Origin of the sequence: Clostridium polynesiense, assembly GCF_000820705.1 — a bacterium.
Classification (GTDB): Bacteria; Bacillota; Clostridia; order Clostridiales; family Clostridiaceae; genus Clostridium_AA; species Clostridium_AA polynesiense.
On the sequence record NZ_CCXI01000063.1, the window covers coordinates 17,168 to 35,739 of the forward strand.

Genomic DNA, 18,572 nt, shown 5'->3' on the forward strand with positions numbered 1-18,572 from the left:
AAAAAATTTATAAATATGAAATAAATGCTAATAATATTATCAATAGTTTTGAAAGGAGGTATATTATGTACCATTCACATGAAATGATTGTAGCTGGAAGAAAGCTAAAGGTTGAATATGGAAAAATCGGAATGCTCTCCAATGCTGCAATTATGATGAGTTACGGTGATACCGTTATAATTACTAATGTAAATGCCTCAGAATCTCCCAGAGAAGGTATAGACTTTTTCCCTTTAAGCGTTGAATATGAAGAAAGACTATATGCAGTAGGTAAAATACCTGGAGGCTTTATCAAGAGAGAAGGGAAACCTTCGGAAAAAGCTATACTCCACGGAAGAGCTGTAGATAGACCTATTAGGCCTCTATTCCCAAAAGGTTATAGAAATGATGTCCAGGTGGTTTGCACTGTTGTTTCCGTAGAAAAGGATAACCTACCTGAAATTTTAGCTATTAATGCAGCTTCAACAGCTCTATCCATTTCAAGTATTCCTTTTAACGGACCTGTAGGAGCAGTGTCAATTGGGCTTATAGACGGAAACTTTGTTGTTAATCCTACAACTAAAGAAAGGGAATTAAGTTCTTTAGCTTTAACGGTAGTTGCTACCAAAGAAAAGGTTATGATGATTGAAGCGGGAGCTGATGAAATAGCGGAAGACGTAATGTACGATGCTATAATGTTTGGATTTGAAGAATGTAAAAAAATTGTTGCATTCCAGGAAGAATGTATGAAAATGTTTGGAAAAGAAAAGATAATTCCTGATCTTCATACAGTTCCAGAAGCTCTTGAAAAGGAAGTAAAAGACTTCGGTTATCAAATGATAAAATCCGCTATGTACATTATAGATAAGGATGAAAGAAATGCTGCCATTGATGAGGTTAAGAATAAAATCAATGAAGAATTTGAAGAAAAATATCCAGATAATATGGCAGACATAAATGATGTGATATACAGATCACAAAAAGAATTAGTAAGGAATATGATACTTACCGACAAAAGAAGACCAGATGGAAGAAGCTTTGATGAAATAAGACCTATTGGCTGTGAAGTATCCTTGCTTCCAAGAACTCATGGTACTGGTTTATTTACAAGAGGTTTAACCCAAGTTCTTACTGTAGCTACTTTAGGAGCTATTGGAGACGTACAGATACTAGATGGTATAGGAGAAGAAGAATTTAAGAGATATATGCACCACTACAATTTCCCTTCCTACAGCGTAGGTGAAGTTAGACCTCTAAGAGGTCCTGGAAGAAGAGAAATAGGCCATGGAGCCCTTGCAGAAAGAGCTTTAGAGCCTTTAATACCTTCTGAAGAAGAATTCCCTTATACTATTAGATTAGTATCTGAGGTTTTAAGTTCAAATGGTTCAACTTCTCAGGCCAGCGTATGCGGAAGCACTTTGGCTCTATTAGATGCCGGTGTTCCAATAAAAAGACCTGCTGCAGGTATTGCAATGGGACTCGTTACCAGTGAGGATTTCTCACAAGAGGAAGTTTTAACTGATATACAGGGTATAGAGGACTTCTTTGGAGATATGGATTTCAAAGTAGCTGGTACAGTAGAAGGAATAACTTCCATACAAGTAGATACAAAATTAGAAGGTTTATCTAATAATGTTATAAGGAAAGCTATCAATGATGCAAGAAAAGCAAGATTATATATTATTGATAAAATAAATGAATGTATAAGCGCCCCTAGAGAAGAGGTTTCACCTTATGCACCAAAAACCTATACTATGCTTATAGATCCTGAAAAAATTAGAGATGTTATAGGTGCAGGCGGAAAAACCATTAACAAGATAATCTCTGAAACTGGTGTAAAAATTGATATTAAAGAGGATGGAAGAGTATTTGTAACTTCTGATGATATCGTAGGAGTAAAACAGGCTCTTAAGATAATCGAAGGATTAACAAAAGAAGTTAAAGCTGGAGAAATCTATTTAGGTAAAGTAACTAAAATTGCAACCTTTGGAGCATTTGTAGAAATTCTACCTAATAAAGAAGGCTTAGTACATATTTCTAAGCTTGATGTTGCCAGAGTAAATAAAGTAGAGGATATCGTTTCTGTAGGTGATGAAATATTAGTAAAGGTTACAGAAATAGATAATCAGGGCAGAATCAATCTATCCAGAAAAGATGCGATAAAAGAATCAGAAGAAAACAACGACGAAGAATAGAAGGGCATTTATGCCTTTTTATTTTTTTAATGGAGGTATTATGCAAAACACATTTAAGCTTTCAAATGGACTAAGAGTAGTAACTGAAATAATTCCAACCGCTAAATCCATCAGTGTAGGAGTCTGGATTGAAACCGGCTCGAGAAATGAGAATAAGTTAAATAACGGTATTTCACATTTTATTGAACACATGATGTTTAAAGGTACCGAAAAAAGAACTGCTTTAGAATTAGCGGAAAATATCGAAAACGTTGGCGGTCAAATGAATGCTTTTACCGGAAGAGAATCAACCTGCTATTACATTAAAGCTTTAGATGAGCATCTGGAATTAACTCTGGACATATTATCTGATATGCTTTTTAACAGTGTATTTTCTCAAGAGGAAATAGAAAAAGAAAAAGGCGTAGTTTTGGAAGAAATAAATATGACTGAAGATTCCCCTGAAGATGTTCTTTCAGATTTACATAGCACTGCAATATGGGGAGAGGATTCTATATCCCTGCCTATTTTAGGCACCGTAGAAACCGTTAAGAGTTTCACTAGGGCTGATTTAATAGAGTATATATCTTCATACTATATTCCTGAAAATTCTGTGATATCTATATGTGGAAATTTTCAAGAAGATGAGTTAAAATTTCTTCTTGAGAAATATTTCAGCTCATGGAAATGTTCTGAGTATAAAAAATTAACTAATTATAGTTCTCCATTGATACAAAACAATATATTATACAAGGATAAGCCTATAGAACAGGTTCACTTCAGCTTAGGCTTAGGAGGTTATGCCTTAGGAGATGATATGGTATATACCTTGAATCTTATAAGCAACATATTGGGAGGTGGAGCTTCTTCTATCTTATTTCAAAAGATACGGGAAGAATTAGGATTGTGCTATTCTATATACTCATATATGTCCTCCTATAATAATACTGGAACGTTAAACATATACGCAGGGTTATCTCCTAAATTTACAGAACAGGCTTTATCAGTTATTAAAGATGAGTTAGCAGAATTTGCAGAGAGAGGAATTGACGAAAACCTACTAAATACTACTAAAAATAAAATTAAGGCTGGATATATACTTGGTTTGGAGAGTACCAGCAGTAGGATGTTCGCAAACGGAAAGACTCTTCTATTTCTAAATAAGGTAAACTCTCAGGAAGATATAATGAATAAAATTGATTCTATAGACGAAAAAAAAGTGAAAATCGTATTAAATGATATAATTAAAAAAGGAATTATCAATGCTGCCTTTGTTGGAAATAGCATTGAATTAGAGTCAGTTTCAAGTATATTGCTATAGAGTCATAATATTATTTGCATTTTATTGCTTGAAATTAAGTAATATGCCTTCTTTAATCAGCATATTATACTAATAATGTTTAATTAAAGGAGGCTCTCTATGAACGATAATTCTAAGCTTTACAGTGAAATAGAAAAGTTTGAGATTATTAACATAAACGATGGTGAAAAGTACAACTATTTATCAAATAATGATATAGTTATAGATGAAGATGGCTATTTTAGGCTTTTAATTGTTAACATAAACAATAGTAAAATTTCCTTTTTTAATAATAATGAATATATTGAAATTCCATGGGACTATGTAAAAAAAATTGGAGCTAAAACTATAATACTTGATGCAGAGGAAGAAAATATAAAAAAATCTAAAATGTAATTTACTTAAGAGGTGTTATTTATGGAAATCATTATTCAGAAATTTGGCGGTACTTCTGTTGCCTGCAATGAAAAAAGAAAATTAGTTATTGATAAAATAAAAAAAGCTATAGAAAATAATTACTCACCAGTGGTGGTGGTGTCTGCAATGGGCAGAAAGGGAGATCCCTATGCTACAGATACTCTATTATCTTTAGTTCACAGCAATTTTAAAAAGAAGAATGCCAAGGCTGTAGATTTTTTAATAAGCTGTGGTGAGATGATAAGTTCTGCAGTGTTGTGCAGCGAACTAGAAATGCAGGGAATCAAAGCAGCGCCCTTAACAGGAGGTCAGGCAGGAATAATAACAGATAATAGTTTTAACAGTGCTTCAGTAAAAAAAGTAAATGAGGAAAATTTATTAAAGTTACTATCCCAGGGAATAGTTCCTGTAGTTACTGGATTTCAAGGTGTTACTGAAGAAGGGGATATAACAACATTAGGAAGAGGAGGAAGCGATACTACAGCTTCAATTTTAGGCGTAGCCTTAAAAGCCAAAGAAATTGAAATATACACCGACGTAGATGGAATTATGACTGCGGATCCTAGAATAGTAAATGATGCCTTTGTAATATCCAATATGAGTTATAATGAAGTATTCCAGTTTGCAGATCAAGGTGCTAAAGTTATACATCCAAGGGCAGTAGAAGCTGCTATGAGAGGAAATATTCCTTTAATAATCAAAAATGTTTTAAATGAAAGCAAGGGTACGATAATAGATAATTCCCTTGAAGAAAGCAATAAAATAATCACAGGAATAACACATACAAGCGGTCGTTTACAGGTTATTGTAAAAGCAATGAACAACAAAAATAATATAAATTATAAGCACCTTCTTAATATATTAGCTGATAAACATATTAGTATTGATTTAATAAATGTTTTCCCTGAGGAAAAGATTTTTACCATAAATGAAGAGGATAAATTTAATCTTATTGATACATTTAAAAACCTAGATATTATATTTAATTTTGAAGATAAATGCAGTAAGCTCGCTATCATAGGGTCAGGTATGAAAGGCGTTCCAGGAGTAATGGCTTCCATACTGGAGTCACTGAATAACGAAAATATTGAAGTGCTTCAGACTGCAGACTCGTATATGACCATATGGTGTTTAGTAAAAACAGAAAATGTAGAAAGAGCAATTAATATACTTCACAAAAAGTTTATGTGATTTTAAGTATAAATTAATTCCTCAAGTACAAACTAATCTTTGTATAGGAGGAATGTTTATGAACAATCAAACAGAGCAGGATTTAAATTCAAAAATTCAATCTTTAAAAGAGTTTGGAAAAGATATTGTTTCCGGGAAAGAGGATAAAATTCAAATACTTCCCATAATAGGTCAGATTGAAGGCCATATGAATTTACCACCTCAAACAAAATCAACTAAATATGAACATGTTATACCTCAATTAATTTCTATGGAACAAAACAACAATGTTAAAGGAATATTAATAATACTTAATACCATCGGAGGAGATATTGAAGCAGGCCTTGCAATTGCAGAAATGATTAACAGTCTGAGTACTCCTACAGTTTCGCTAGTAATAGGAGGTGGACACTCCATAGGAGTTCCTTTAGCTACATCGTCCAACTATTCCTTCATATCACCATCAGCAACTATGATACTACATCCTATAAGAATGACAGGATTAGTTATAGGAGTACCTCAAACCTTTGAGTATTTTAATAAAATGCAGGAGAGAATAAATGATTTTATCGTAAGAACTTCTAAAATAGATAAGTCTTCTCTTAAAAAGCTGTTAGTACAGACAGATGAGCTTCTTAATGATATGGGAACAATATTGATTGGAGAACAGGCTGTAAAATACGGATTAATCGATGAAGTAGGAGGAGTGAAAGAATCTCTAAGGAAATTAGAAGAATTAATCGATAATAAAAATCCTTAACCATAGGGATACCTATGGTTTATTTTGTTTTACATAAAGGATATTTGTTAAGTATGTAGAATTATTAAATCGGGGTGGTCTAATGTCAAGAAAAAAAAAGAAAAGAACTACAGCTAACAAAACTAAATTAAATCATGAAATTAAAGGAATAATACTTATAACCATAGGATTACTTCTGATTTTTGCTCTATACTATTCAAATGCAGGAATTATAGGAACAATATCAAAGAAAACTGTATTTTCCCTTATAGGCATTACAGGATATTTACTTCCAATAATATTCATTATTTATGGAATAAATATAATTGCTCACCGGGGAGATGCATTGCCTAAAAAGAAATTATACGGTATATCCATCCTGCTGATAAATTCTCTGCTTTTTATACAGATGATAACTTTAGAGCAGTATTATGTATCAAACTCAATATCTGATTCTTTTAAAAACATTATTCAATCTGCGGATTTATTCCACGGTGGTATTATAGGTTTACTATTAACTATACCTTTCTATAAATTATTCGGAGTAGTAGGCTCCTTTATTATATTTTCAGCCATATATGTCATAGCAGCAATAATTCTCTTCGACATCTCTTTATACAGCTTAGGAGAAAATGTAAAACAAAAGACTAAAGAAGTGAAGAAAATCCGCACTGCTAATAACGGCACTGCTAAATCTGTAGAGCCTGAATCTCCAAAGGAGATTAACTCTTTTCCATCTGATGAAAAGTCTGATTATATTAAGGGAATTAATAATAAAATTAAAATATTAGATTTTATGAAAAGCACAACCTTAGAAGATAATGAACCTTCTGAAATTGTAATTAACGAAATACCTGAAACAAAAAATGAAATTGAAAAACCTTCATCTCCTGCTCCTGCTGAAAGAAATAAGTCCATAGATAATACCATTACGGAAGAGGTAAACAAAGAAATCTCTGAAAAAATAACTAGTATGCCTGAGGAAGTAAAATATGAATTTCCACCAGTGGATTTATTAAAAATAAACGGAAGCACTAAAATGAATAAAGAAGATAAAAAAGAGCTTCTTAATAACGCTAATAAATTAGAAGAAACCTTAGGCAGCTTCGGAGTGGATGCTAAAATCATTCAGGTAACAAAGGGACCTTCTGTTACAAGGTTTGAACTTCAGCCAAGTCCAGGAGTAAAAGTAAGCAAGATAGTAAATCTTTCTGATGACATCGCTTTAAGCCTTGCTGCACGAGGAGTAAGAATAGAAGCTCCTATTCCTGGTAAATCTGCAGTAGGAATAGAAGTTCCAAATAGGAGTTTAACTGCTGTTTTCCTCAGAGAAGTTTTAGAATCTAAAGAATATACATCATCTTCAAAAAATCTTGCCTTTGCTTTAGGAAAGGGAATAGACGGAAATTGCATGGTGACAGATTTAAGCAAAATGCCGCATTTGCTTATTGCAGGTGCCACTGGGTCTGGAAAAAGCGTATGCATAAACACTTTAATAATGAGTTTATTATATAAATATTCACCACAGGAAGTAAAACTCCTTATGATAGATCCTAAGGTGGTTGAGCTAAGTATTTATAACGGCATACCTCACTTATTGATCCCCGTTGTTACTGATCCCAAAAAAGCAGCCGGAGCATTAAATTGGGCAGTAAATGAAATGACAAGAAGATATAAACTTTTCGCAGAAAATGGTGTCAGAAATATCGAAGGCTATAATGAGCTGTTTGATAAAAATAAAATAACAGAAAAACTCCCATGGATTGTTATGATTGTAGATGAACTTGCAGATTTAATGATGGCATGCCCTCACGAGGTGGAAGAGTATATAGCAAGGTTAGCTCAGATGGCAAGAGCTGCCGGAATGCACTTAGTAATAGCTACTCAAAGGCCTTCTGTAGATGTAATAACCGGTGTTATTAAAGCGAATATTCCATCCAGAATATCCTTTGCAGTTTCCAGCCAAATTGATTCCAGAACTATATTAGATTCTTCCGGAGCTGAAAAACTACTGGGGAGAGGAGATATGCTATTTTATCCTGTAGGTGAATCTAAACCTATAAGAATACAAGGCGCATTTATATCTGAAAGTGAAGTTGAAAAAGTAGTGAACTATATAAAAAGTCAGAGCGACGAACCTGAAGTAAATTATCAAACAGAAATACTTGAACATATTGATAATGAAGTATCTTCTACCAGCACTGATGAAGATAGAGATTCATTATTGGATGAAGCTATACGAATAGTGGTAGAAGCTGGACAAGCATCTACTTCACTGCTTCAGCGAAGATTAAGAATAGGGTATAATCGAGCAGCTAGAATCATGGAACAGTTAGAAGAAAACAGAATAATATCACCAAGAGATGGCAGCAAACCCAGACAAGTGTTAATATCTAATGAAAACGCTGAAGAGTATTAAAAAATACTTGTTTAATGAATAAAAGAGATTTAAAATAAATCTATGACTAGCTACTTAGGAGGAAACAAATTGTCAAAATATAAAGTTGGAATTATAAGTTTGGGTTGTGACAAGAACAGAATTGATAGTGAGATTATGCTTGGTTCTATTAATAAAAATTTCGAAATTACCAATAACGCTGAAGAATCAGATATAATTATTATCAATACTTGCGGCTTTATAGAAAAAGCAAAACAAGAATCCATAGATACTATACTGGAAATGGCTGAGTATAAAAAGAAGGGTAAATGCAAGCTTCTTATGGCAACAGGCTGCTTAACACAAAGGTATGGTGATGAATTAGCCGAATTAATACCAGAAATAGATGTAATGCTTGGAGTAAATGATTATATTAAAATAAACACATACATTCTAAATTTTATTAATGATAATGAAAAAATAATTAAGTGCAATTATAGTGATTCTAACATAAACGAAGGGGAAAGAATAATTACTACCAATAAAGTTACTGCCTATGTCAGAATTGCAGAGGGATGCGACAATTTCTGCACATACTGTATCATCCCAAAAATAAGAGGTAAATATAGAAGCCGTTCCATGGAAAGCATATTAAAAGAGGTAAGCTCGCTGGCAAAGCAGGGAGTAAAAGAAATAATTTTAATTGCTCAGGATACTACTCGTTATGGAATAGATCTTTATGGAAAGAAACAGCTTCATAAACTTATTAAAGAGATATCATCAATAACTGAAATACAGTGGATAAGAGTTTTATACTGCTATCCTGAAGAATTATATGATGACTTAATAGAAGAGATGTCTTCAAACAGTAAGGTATGCAGTTATTTAGATTTGCTTATACAGCACATCAGTAATAGCATATTAAAGGCAATGGGAAGAAAAACCACCAAAGAATCCATAATAAAAACCATTAGAAGAGCTTAGATATAAGATTCCTGATATTACCTTAAGAACTTCTATAATAGTGGGTTTTCCAGGAGAAAAAGATGAAGACTTTCAAGAACTTATAGAGTTTGCTAAAATAATAAGATTTGATAATTTAGGGGTCTTTAAATATCCTAAAGAAGAAGGCAGTGCTGCTGCATTAATGAAAGATCAAATACCTGAAGAAGTGAAAGCTATAAGAGAAAAGGAATTAATGAAGCTTCAAAAAGAAATCTCTGCGGATATTAATAGCGAAAAGGTTAATAAGATTTATGATGTATTAATTGAATACGAAAATGAAGATTTCTATATTGGAAGAACCCAGGGAATGACTCCTGATATCGATGGAGTTGTATTAATAGATAAGGATAAAACTCTCAGCATAGGTGAGATTGTAAAAATTAAAACTATTGAAGCATTAGAATACGATTTAATAGGAGTTGTATGTGATGAATCTAGCAAATAAACTTACAATAATAAGAATTTTTCTAGTTCCTGTTTTTCTTATTTTTATAGCAGTAAAAGGTATACCATATGGAAATGTTATAGCTACATTTATATTTATACTAGCTTCACTAACAGATAAACTTGACGGATACATAGCAAGAAGCAGAAATCAGATTACAAGGTTTGGTAAGTTCATGGATCCTCTGGCAGATAAATTATTAGTAACTTCCGCTTTAATATCCCTGGTAGAACTTCAGGTAGTACCAGGATGGGCTGCAGTAATTATAATCGCCAGGGAATTTGCAGTATCAGGTTTGAGGACTATTGCTGCAGCTGATGGAGTAGTAATAGCAGCCAGCTGGTGGGGGAAGATTAAAACAGTTATTCAAATTGTAGCTATAATCCTGCTTCTTATTAACGTTAATATAACAACTAATAATTTTTTATCTAGTTTAATTCCAAATAAAAAATTCATGGAAACATTTTTCTATTATGTACCAAACGCACTTTTATACCTTGCAGTAGCTATAACCATAATTTCCGGAATAGATTATTTTATAAAGAATAAAGATGCTGTGAAAATTGATAAATAAAGATTAAACTTAATTTCTTTGTCAATAATTTAAATAGTAAAGTAAAGAGTTCCTTGCATGGAACTTTTTCACTTATTGTTGACTTATAATAATCTATACTTTATAATATAATAAGAACAAACGTTCGTGAGAGGATGGTGACCCTAATGGGTAATATTGATAACGAGAAATTAAAAGCAATTGAAGCTGCTATGGGACAGATAGAAAAACAATTTGGTAAAGGTTCAGTAATGAAGCTTGGTGAGCACAGTGTACTTAATGTCGATGCTATACCAACAGGATCCTTAGATTTAGATATAGCCTTAGGTATAGGCGGTGTTCCAAGAGGAAGAGTAATCGAAATTTATGGACCTGAATCTTCCGGTAAGACTACCGTCGCACTGCACATAGCTGCAGAAGCTCAGAAGCTCAACGGTTCCGTGGCCTTCATTGATGCTGAACATGCTTTGGACCCTAGCTATGCAAAGGTACTTGGCGTAGATATAGATAATTTAATAGTATCTCAGCCAGACACTGGAGAGCAGGCCTTAGAAATAGCAGAAGCTTTAGTTAGATCAGGAGCTATAGATGTGGTGGTTGTAGACTCTGTTGCTGCATTGGTTCCTAGAGCAGAAATAGAAGGAGAAATGGGAGATGCTCACGTAGGTCTTCAGGCTAGGCTGATGTCTCAAGCTTTAAGAAAGCTTGCTGGTACTATCAGTAAATCTAAATGTGTTGCAATCTTTATAAATCAGCTGAGAGAAAAAGTTGGAATTATGTTTGGTAACCCAGAAACTACCCCTGGAGGAAGAGCTTTAAAATTCTATGCTTCAGTAAGATTAGATGTTAGAAGAATAGACAGTATAAAGCAGGGCGAAGAAATAATGGGTAACAGAACAAGGGTTAAAGTTATTAAAAATAAAGTTGCTCCACCTTTCAGACAGGCAGAGTTTGATATAATGTACAATGGTGGTATATCAAAGGAAGGAAACATACTTGATGTAGGCGTAAAGGAAGAAATCGTTCAAAAAAGCGGTGCTTGGTTCTCATATAAGGACGCTAGATTAGGACAGGGTAGAGAAAATGCAAAGCAGTTCCTGAAAGATAATCCTGAGATAGCCTTGGAAATTGAAAATATAATCAGAAAGAAGCATGATCTTCCTATTATGTCTGAAGGGGTAAAACCAGAAGCAGACTTAGAAGAGAAGGCTGACAAGAAAAAATCTGAAAAATAAGGCGCAAACTTTGTTTGCGCTTTTTAATTTGGCCTCCTTTTACTCTTATATTGACATTAATAAAAATTTAATATAAAATGGATACAAATACTGGTTTATCATATTCAATAAGTTGCTGTGCAATGATACACCTTTTTGGCTTGTGGTATAACTTACTATGGTTACACAAGATACTAAGGAGGTGTTTTAAATGAAATTTGAGCAACTATTATATCCTGCAGTTGTTTTAGTTATATTCAGTATTGTTCTATTTATTGAATTTAGAATAAGAATGAAGCTATCAAAACAAAAAATTGTTAAGGTAGAAAATGAAGCACAAGCAGTACTGGAAGACGCTAAAAAGCAATCAGAAGCAATGAAAAAAGAATCTATTCTTGAAGCTAAAGAAGAGGTTCACAAATTAAGATCAGATGTTGAAAAAGAAACAAGAGAACGACGTAATGAAATCCAGAGACTTGAAAGAAGACTTATTCAAAGAGAAGAATCTTTAGACAAAAAGAGTGATTTACTGGAAAAAAGAGAAGAATCACTTAATAAAAAGTCTCAAGAAATTCAAAACCTTGAATCCAGCATTCAGGACTTATATAATAAGCAGAGACAAGAATTAGAAAGAATATCTGGATTATCATCCGAAGAAGCAAAACAAATTTTATTGGATGAAATTAGCAGAGAGATTAAACACGATGCAGCTTTAATGATAAAAGACGTAGAAACAAAGGCTAAAGAAGAGGCTGAAAAGAAGGCAAGAGAAATTATCACTACTGCCATTCAAAGATGTGCAGCAGACCATGTTTCAGAATCTACTGTCCATGTGGTTACCCTTCCAAATGATGAAATGAAGGGTAGAATAATTGGAAGAGAAGGTAGAAATATTAGAACTTTGGAAACTTTAACAGGAGTTGATTTAATCATTGATGATACTCCGGAAGCTGTAATACTCTCAAGTTTTGATCCTATAAGAAGAGAAGTTGCAAGATTAGCTCTTGAAAAATTAATTGTAGATGGCAGAATCCATCCTGCAAGAATTGAAGAAATGGTAGAAAGAGCAAAAAAAGATCTTGATAACGAGATTAAAGAAGAAGGTGAACAGGCAACCTTTGAAACCGGTATAAATGCCGTTCATCCAGAAATAATTAAATTACTTGGAAGACTAAAATATAGAACTAGTTATGGACAAAATGTACTTAAACACTCAATAGAAGTATCACATTTAGCAGGTTTAATGGCTTCAGAGCTTGGTTTAGATCCTACTATAGCAAAAAGAGCCGGTTTATTACATGACATAGGAAAAGCTGTAGATCATGAATATGAAGGTCCTCATGCGCTTATAGGCGGAGATTTAGCTAAAAAATACCATGAATCAGCAGTGGTAGTGAATGCAATAGCTGCCCATCATGGAGATGTAGAAATGCAGTCATTGGAAGCGGTATTGGTTCAGGCTGCAGATGCTATTTCAGCAGCAAGACCAGGTGCTAGACGTGAAACTTTGGAAGCTTATATTAAGAGATTAGAAAAGCTTGAAGAAATAGCAAATTCATATGAAGGTGTTGAGAAATCATTTGCCATTCAGGCTGGTAGAGAGATTAGAATTATGGTTAAACCAGATCAAGTAGATGATGCAGGCTCTATTGAAATGGCTAGAAACATAGTTAAAAGAATTGAAGATGAACTTGAATACCCAGGACAAATAAAAATAAACGTAATCAGAGAAACCCGTGCTATTGATTATGCAAAATAAGACAAAAATACATTTTGTGAAAACAAAATGTATTTTTAATTTTGTAAGAAATTATAAAGGTATTTTGCGATTTATGTAGAATATATAAAGTTGTAATAATACATTCATTTATGTAAACGATATTATATCTGTAGTTTATATAATAGGGAGGAATAATTGTGGAAGTATTAAAAGTTTCAACAAAATCTAATCCAAATTCTGTAGCAGGTGCTCTTGCAGCTATTATCAAAGAAAAGAACATTGTAGAAATACAAGCAGTCGGAGCCGGCGCCATTAACCAGGCTATTAAAGCCATAGCTATTGCAAGAGGGTTTGTAGCTCCAAGCGGAAAGGACATAGTCTGTGTTCCAGCTTTTACGGATATAGTAATAGATGGTGAGGAAAGAACAGCTATAAAACTTATAGTTCAACCAAGATAATAAAAGGGCATTTTGCCCTTTTATTATCTATTATTTACATGTTTACGTTTAAATGATATATTATTTATGTAGATGCTTATAAAGATATAATTTTAATCTATCGGGGGTATAAAAATGAAATTATCTAAAGTTGCTCAAAAGCTTTCTCCGTCACTTACATTAGCTATTACTGCTAAGTCTAAGCAAATGAAACAGCAGGGCTTAAACATTATAAGCTTTGGAGCAGGAGAACCTGATTTCAACACACCTAAAAATATTCAGGATGCTGCAGTGGAAGCTATAAGAAGCGGTAAGACCAAATACACACCAGCTTCAGGAATCATAGAATTAAAAAAAGCTATATTTAAGAAGTTTTTAGAAGATAATGAGCTTAACTATGAAGAAAATCAAATAATTGTATCTACTGGAGCTAAGCAATGCTTATCTAATATATTCCAAGCTATTTTAAATCCTGGAGACGAAGTTTTAATACCTGTTCCTTATTGGGTCAGCTACCCAGAATTAATAAAATTATATTATGGCATTCCGGTATTTGTTGATTGTAATGAGGAAAACAGTTATAAATATGATATTAAAGCCTTAGAATCTAAAGTAACCGCTAATACAAAAGCTATTATAATAAATAGCCCAAATAATCCAACTGGTACTATATATACCTATGAAGAGCTAGTTGAAATAGCTAAGTTTGCAGAGAAGCATAACTTATTCATTATTTCTGATGAAATATATGAAAAACTTATATATGGAGATTATAAACATATAAGCATTGCAAAGGTGAGTGAGGATGCCTACCACAGGACTATAGTTGTTAATGGAGTATCAAAGTCATATGCTATGACTGGATGGAGGATAGGTTATGCAGCAGGTAACAAAGAATTGATATCCCTGATGAGTAATATTCAAAGCCATACTACATCTAACCCTACCAGTATATCTCAATATGCAGCATTAGAAGCTTTAAACGGATCTCAGGATATGCTTAATTCAATGCTTGTAGAATTTAGCGCAAGAAGAGATTTGATGGTAGAAAAACTATCAGATATAAAGGATATTACCTTTATAAAGCCTGAGGGAGCCTTTTACGTCATGGTTAATATAGAAACCTTCATCGGTAAATACGTTGACGGTAAAGTAATAACAGGTTCCATGGATTTTTCAGACGCACTGCTAAGCAAAGAACTTGTAGCTGTAATTCCTGGTATCGCTTTTGGTTTAGATAACTACATCAGATTATCCTATGCAATTTCTAAAGAAAATATTCAAGAGGGCATACAGAGAATTAAGAACTTTGTAGAAGAAATCAAATAACCTTTATAAATAGTGTTTACGTATTGAATTTATACTAAATAATGTTTATAATTAAATAGTTATATCTTTTTTAAAGATTAATATACAATATCTAAATTAAAAATATATTAAGCAGAGAGGTGTATATAATAATGGTAACTAAAGAAGTCGTAGTAAAAAATGCAACTGGTTTACATGCAAGACCAGCAACTCTACTTGTAAAGAAAGCTTCTTCCTTTAAATCCGATATCAGTATTGAATTTAACGGAAAAAAAGCTAACGTTAAGAGTCTAATAGGTGTTTTATCACTAGGAGTAACAAAAGATTCAAAAATAAACGTAATCCCTTCTGGAGACGACGAAACATTAGCTGTTGAAGAAATAATTAAACTTATCAGCTCTTTAGAAGAGTAAAAATAAGAGGTCACAAATTGTGATCTCTTATTTTTATATTATTTTTTAAACTTCATATTAATACATTTGCTTCTAAATAATAAGAGTATCAGATTTATAGCAGCTGCACCTATAAATATATATACTATCCTCTGTAAGATTGGAATATTACCGAAGATAAGTCCTACCAAATCTAAATTAGTCAGGCCGATTAACCCCCAATTAAGTGCACCCAGCAAAACCAATACGAATGAGATTTTATCAAATAGATTTAATTTATACATTCCTACTCCTCCAAATATAATATAACTTAGTAAATTATATTAACGTCATAAAAAAATAGAACTATTAATAGCTTAAAATATGATATAATACTCTTGTTGTTATCTATGCTGAAATATATAAAGCTTGGAGGTAGAAGTTATGAGAACAGAATATAATACACCTTTAAATTCAAGATATTCTTCTAAAGAAATGAGTTACATTTTTTCAGAGGAAAAGAAGTTTACTACATGGAGAAAATTATGGACTGCACTGGCAGAAGCTGAAAAGGAATTAGGCTTAGATATTACAGATATTCAAATTAAAGAATTAAAGGACAATATTTATAATATTAATTATGAAGATGCGGAGCAAAAAGAAAAAGAAATCCGCCATGACGTAATGAGCCATGTTTATGCATACGGATTACAATGCCCTAATGCAAAAAAAATAATTCATCTGGGTGCTACAAGTTGTTTTGTAGGAGATAATACAGATATTATTTTAATGAAAGAAGCTCTGTATATAATTAGAAAAAAAGTGATAAATCTTATTCATCAGCTCTCTAAGTTTGCATACGATTATAAAGATATGCCTACACTTGGTTTTACTCACTTTCAACCAGCTCAATTAACCACTGTAGGAAAAAGAGCAACCTTATGGATTCAGGATTTAATCATAGATTTAGAAAATCTTGATTTTGTTATTTCCAATTTAAATTAAGGGGTGTTAAAGGAACTACCGGAACCCAAGCCAGCTTTATGAATTTATTTAATAATGATGAAGAAAAAGTAAAAGCTCTAGATAAGATGGTTGCTGCTAAAATGGGTTTTAAAGCTAGCTACGAAGTAACCGGACAGACATATCCCAGAAAAGTAGATTCAATAATATTAAACACTTTATCAGAAATCGCTCAAAGCGCATACAAATTTAGTAACGATATAAGACTGCTGCAAAACATGAAGGAAATAGAGGAACCCTTTGAGGATAAACAGGTAGGTTCTTCAGCTATGGCATACAAAAGAAATCCTATGAGATCTGAAAGGTTGGGGGCTCTGGCAAGATATGTCATAGTTAACGCTTTAAATCCGGCAATAACCGCATCAACACAATGGTTTGAAAGAACCCTAGATGATTCAGCTAATAAAAGGATTGCTGTAAATGAAGCCTTCTTAGCCTTAGACGGGGTATTGAATCTATATATTAATATTTCAAGCAATCTTGTGGTATATGATAAAGTTATAGCCTCTCATGTAAGCAGCGAACTTCCATTTATGGCTACAGAAAATATTTTAATGGAGTGCGTAAAGCGGGGAGGGGACAGACAGGAGCTTCATGAAAAAATCAGGATGCATTCAATGGAAGCAGCAAGGCAGGTTAAAGTTTTCGGCCTTTCTAATGACTTAATATCCAGAATAATCGATGATAAAGCTTTTAACATGTCAGAAAAAGAAATTAACTCAATACTAAATCCTAGTAATTTTATAGGTCGCGCTCCTAATCAGGTGCTAGATTTTATCAAAAATATAGTAAAGCCTATATTGGATGATAATAAAGATTTACTTGGAATTAATTCAGAGGTTTCAGTGTAATATATTTTTACAAAACGCCCATATTAATAATGGGTGTTTTTATTTTTCCACAATTTTCCTGTGGATATAATTAAAATTTGTTATGTATTATAAAAATGATAAATGCCAACATTTAATTAACATTAATTACAGAGAACAAAATTTATAATTATTCATTTTAAAGGTATAGCAAAATTATCAAATATAAGATTTTTTTCTGTAAAATACTTTACAATACATTAAATACTCGTGGCTTTTGTCGAAAAATTTGATTTTAGAATTATTTAAGCGATAAATTCTACAATAAAGGATATTCTAAAAGGGTAATTTTTATATAAATCAATATATGTAGAAGAAAAGAGAAAAAAGTCACATATAAAAATCAGGAGAAAAAGAGATTTGAACATTAAAATAACGTCGCTAAATATACATTTAGCGACGTTATATCAAAAAAGTCCATTTACTCAAGGGTAAATTTGGTTTATTATAGATACATAGCATTAATTAAGGAGGTTTATTATTTACATTATGAAATACTCAATAAAATCCATCCAAAATAATATTTACCCTGAAGTTATGAATGATTTCCTTAATTATTTATCTACTATTAAAGGAAAATCCCCAAACACCGTTAGAGCTTATAAAGTTGATTTAACTATGTTTTTTAGATTTTTAATGATATATAAAGGTCTCGTAAGCAATGATGTGGAATTCGAAAAAATTCCTATAAATGAAATCGATAAAAATTTTATAAGAAGCATTAAATTATCCGATCTATATGCATTTATAGCATTTTCTGAAGAATATAGAAATAATGGAAACTATGCAAAAGCCAGAAAAGTAGCTACTTTAAAATCTTTTTTTAAATACCTCTTTGGCAAAGCTAAAATAATTGATGAAAACCCCGCAGCTGAGTTGGAGTCTCCAAAAATTGACAAGAGAAACCCTGTATATCTAACTTTAGATGAAAGCAAAAAACTTCTATTAAATATGGATACCAGTGATAAGAATTATTATAGAGATTACTGTATACTCACTTTGTTTCTCAACTGTGGCATGAGATTATCGGAATTATGCAGCATAGATGTAAATAAAATTAAGGGAGATACCTTAAGTATAATAGGTAAAGGAAATAAAGAAAGAACAATTTATTTAAACCCCGCATGCCTTCGAGCTATCGATGATTATCTTACTGTAAGAGATACCTCCAAGGTTCCTGAAGAAGAAAAAGCAGCCTTATTTATCAGTTCTAAGAATCGAAGAATAAACAAAAGATCCGTTGAACGCATAGTAAAAAAGTATACTTATATGGCCGGATTAGATAACAGTAAATATACTCCTCATAAGTTACGACATACCGCTGCAACTTTAATGTACAAGCACGGTAATGTTGATATAAGAAGCCTTCAGAAGATTTTAGGACACGAAAATATATCTACAACTCAAATATATACTCATGTAGACGATGAAAGATTAAGAGAAGCTGTTAACTCAAATCCTCTAAAAGATC

At 32.4% G+C, this 18,572-nt stretch carries 14 protein-coding genes and 2 pseudogenes; 15 read left to right on the top strand and 1 reads right to left on the bottom strand.

The features are described 5' to 3' along the window. Positions 1-65 precede the first annotated feature (65 nt). The 13 genes and pseudogenes from TA89_RS06005 to TA89_RS06065 all read left to right on the top strand — a co-directional run bounded on the left by TA89_RS06005 (position 66) and on the right by TA89_RS06065 (position 15,251). Positions 66-2,174 (top strand): polyribonucleotide nucleotidyltransferase, encoded by a 2,109-nt coding sequence (locus TA89_RS06005; protein ID WP_040211748.1) that lies wholly within the window; start codon positions 66-68, stop codon positions 2,172-2,174. A 40-nt stretch (positions 2,175-2,214) separates the two neighbouring features. Next, positions 2,215-3,474 carry a M16 family metallopeptidase gene (locus TA89_RS06010; RefSeq protein ID WP_040211774.1) on the top strand — a complete coding sequence of 420 codons (1,260 nt, stop codon included), beginning with the start codon at positions 2,215-2,217 and terminating at the stop codon, positions 3,472-3,474. Positions 3,475-3,573: 99 nt separating this feature from the next. Next, complete coding sequence (locus tag TA89_RS06015; protein WP_040211751.1) at positions 3,574-3,849, top strand: YlmC/YmxH family sporulation protein; 276 nt, start codon at positions 3,574-3,576, stop codon at positions 3,847-3,849. A 21-nt stretch (positions 3,850-3,870) separates the two neighbouring features. Beyond that, positions 3,871-5,061, top strand: a complete 1,191-nt coding sequence (dapG, locus tag TA89_RS06020) for an aspartate kinase (protein ID WP_040211752.1) — start codon at positions 3,871-3,873, stop codon at positions 5,059-5,061. 58 nt (positions 5,062-5,119) lie between these two features. After that, positions 5,120-5,800, top strand: a complete 681-nt coding sequence (locus tag TA89_RS06025) for a ClpP family protease (RefSeq protein WP_147590083.1) — start codon at positions 5,120-5,122, stop codon at positions 5,798-5,800. Positions 5,801-5,882: 82 nt separating this feature from the next. After that, complete coding sequence (locus TA89_RS06030; protein ID WP_040211756.1) at positions 5,883-8,198, top strand: FtsK/SpoIIIE family DNA translocase; 2,316 nt, start codon at positions 5,883-5,885, stop codon at positions 8,196-8,198. A gap of 69 nt (positions 8,199-8,267) precedes the next feature. Then, a pseudogene (rimO, locus tag TA89_RS06035) lies at positions 8,268-9,606 on the top strand (30S ribosomal protein S12 methylthiotransferase RimO). Then, positions 9,590-10,180, top strand: coding sequence for a CDP-diacylglycerol--glycerol-3-phosphate 3-phosphatidyltransferase (gene pgsA, locus TA89_RS06040; RefSeq protein WP_040211758.1), 591 nt, complete (start codon positions 9,590-9,592; stop codon positions 10,178-10,180). Before rimO ends, pgsA begins: the two are co-directional and overlap by 17 nt. 146 nt (positions 10,181-10,326) lie before the next feature. Then, entirely contained in the window at positions 10,327-11,394 is a 1,068-nt protein-coding gene (gene recA, locus TA89_RS06045) for a recombinase RecA (protein WP_040211761.1), read from the top strand. A gap of 190 nt (positions 11,395-11,584) precedes the next feature. Beyond that, complete coding sequence (rny, locus tag TA89_RS06050; protein ID WP_040211763.1) at positions 11,585-13,132, top strand: ribonuclease Y; 1,548 nt, start codon at positions 11,585-11,587, stop codon at positions 13,130-13,132. Between the two features lie 158 nt (positions 13,133-13,290). Continuing rightward, complete coding sequence (locus TA89_RS06055) at positions 13,291-13,551, top strand: stage V sporulation protein S (RefSeq protein ID WP_040211766.1); 261 nt, start codon at positions 13,291-13,293, stop codon at positions 13,549-13,551. A 114-nt stretch (positions 13,552-13,665) separates the two neighbouring features. Further along, positions 13,666-14,859 (top strand): pyridoxal phosphate-dependent aminotransferase, encoded by a 1,194-nt coding sequence (locus TA89_RS06060; RefSeq protein WP_040211767.1) that lies wholly within the window; start codon positions 13,666-13,668, stop codon positions 14,857-14,859. A gap of 131 nt (positions 14,860-14,990) precedes the next feature. Continuing rightward, positions 14,991-15,251 carry an HPr family phosphocarrier protein gene (locus TA89_RS06065; RefSeq protein ID WP_040211768.1) on the top strand — a complete coding sequence of 87 codons (261 nt, stop codon included), beginning with the start codon at positions 14,991-14,993 and terminating at the stop codon, positions 15,249-15,251. Positions 15,252-15,289: 38 nt separating this feature from the next. On the opposite strand, the gene TA89_RS06070 is transcribed toward TA89_RS06065, so the two are convergent. After that, positions 15,290-15,514, bottom strand: coding sequence for a DUF378 domain-containing protein (locus TA89_RS06070; RefSeq protein ID WP_040211769.1), 225 nt, complete (start codon positions 15,512-15,514; stop codon positions 15,290-15,292). A 139-nt stretch (positions 15,515-15,653) separates the two neighbouring features. On the opposite strand from TA89_RS06070, the pseudogene purB reads away from it, so the two are divergent. Both purB and TA89_RS06080 read left to right on the top strand, forming a co-directional pair. Beyond that, positions 15,654-17,083: pseudogene (purB, locus tag TA89_RS06075) on the top strand (adenylosuccinate lyase). 507 nt (positions 17,084-17,590) lie between these two features. Continuing rightward, a partial coding sequence (locus TA89_RS06080) for a tyrosine recombinase XerC (protein WP_040211771.1) occupies positions 17,591-18,572 on the top strand: 982 nt, incomplete at its 3' end.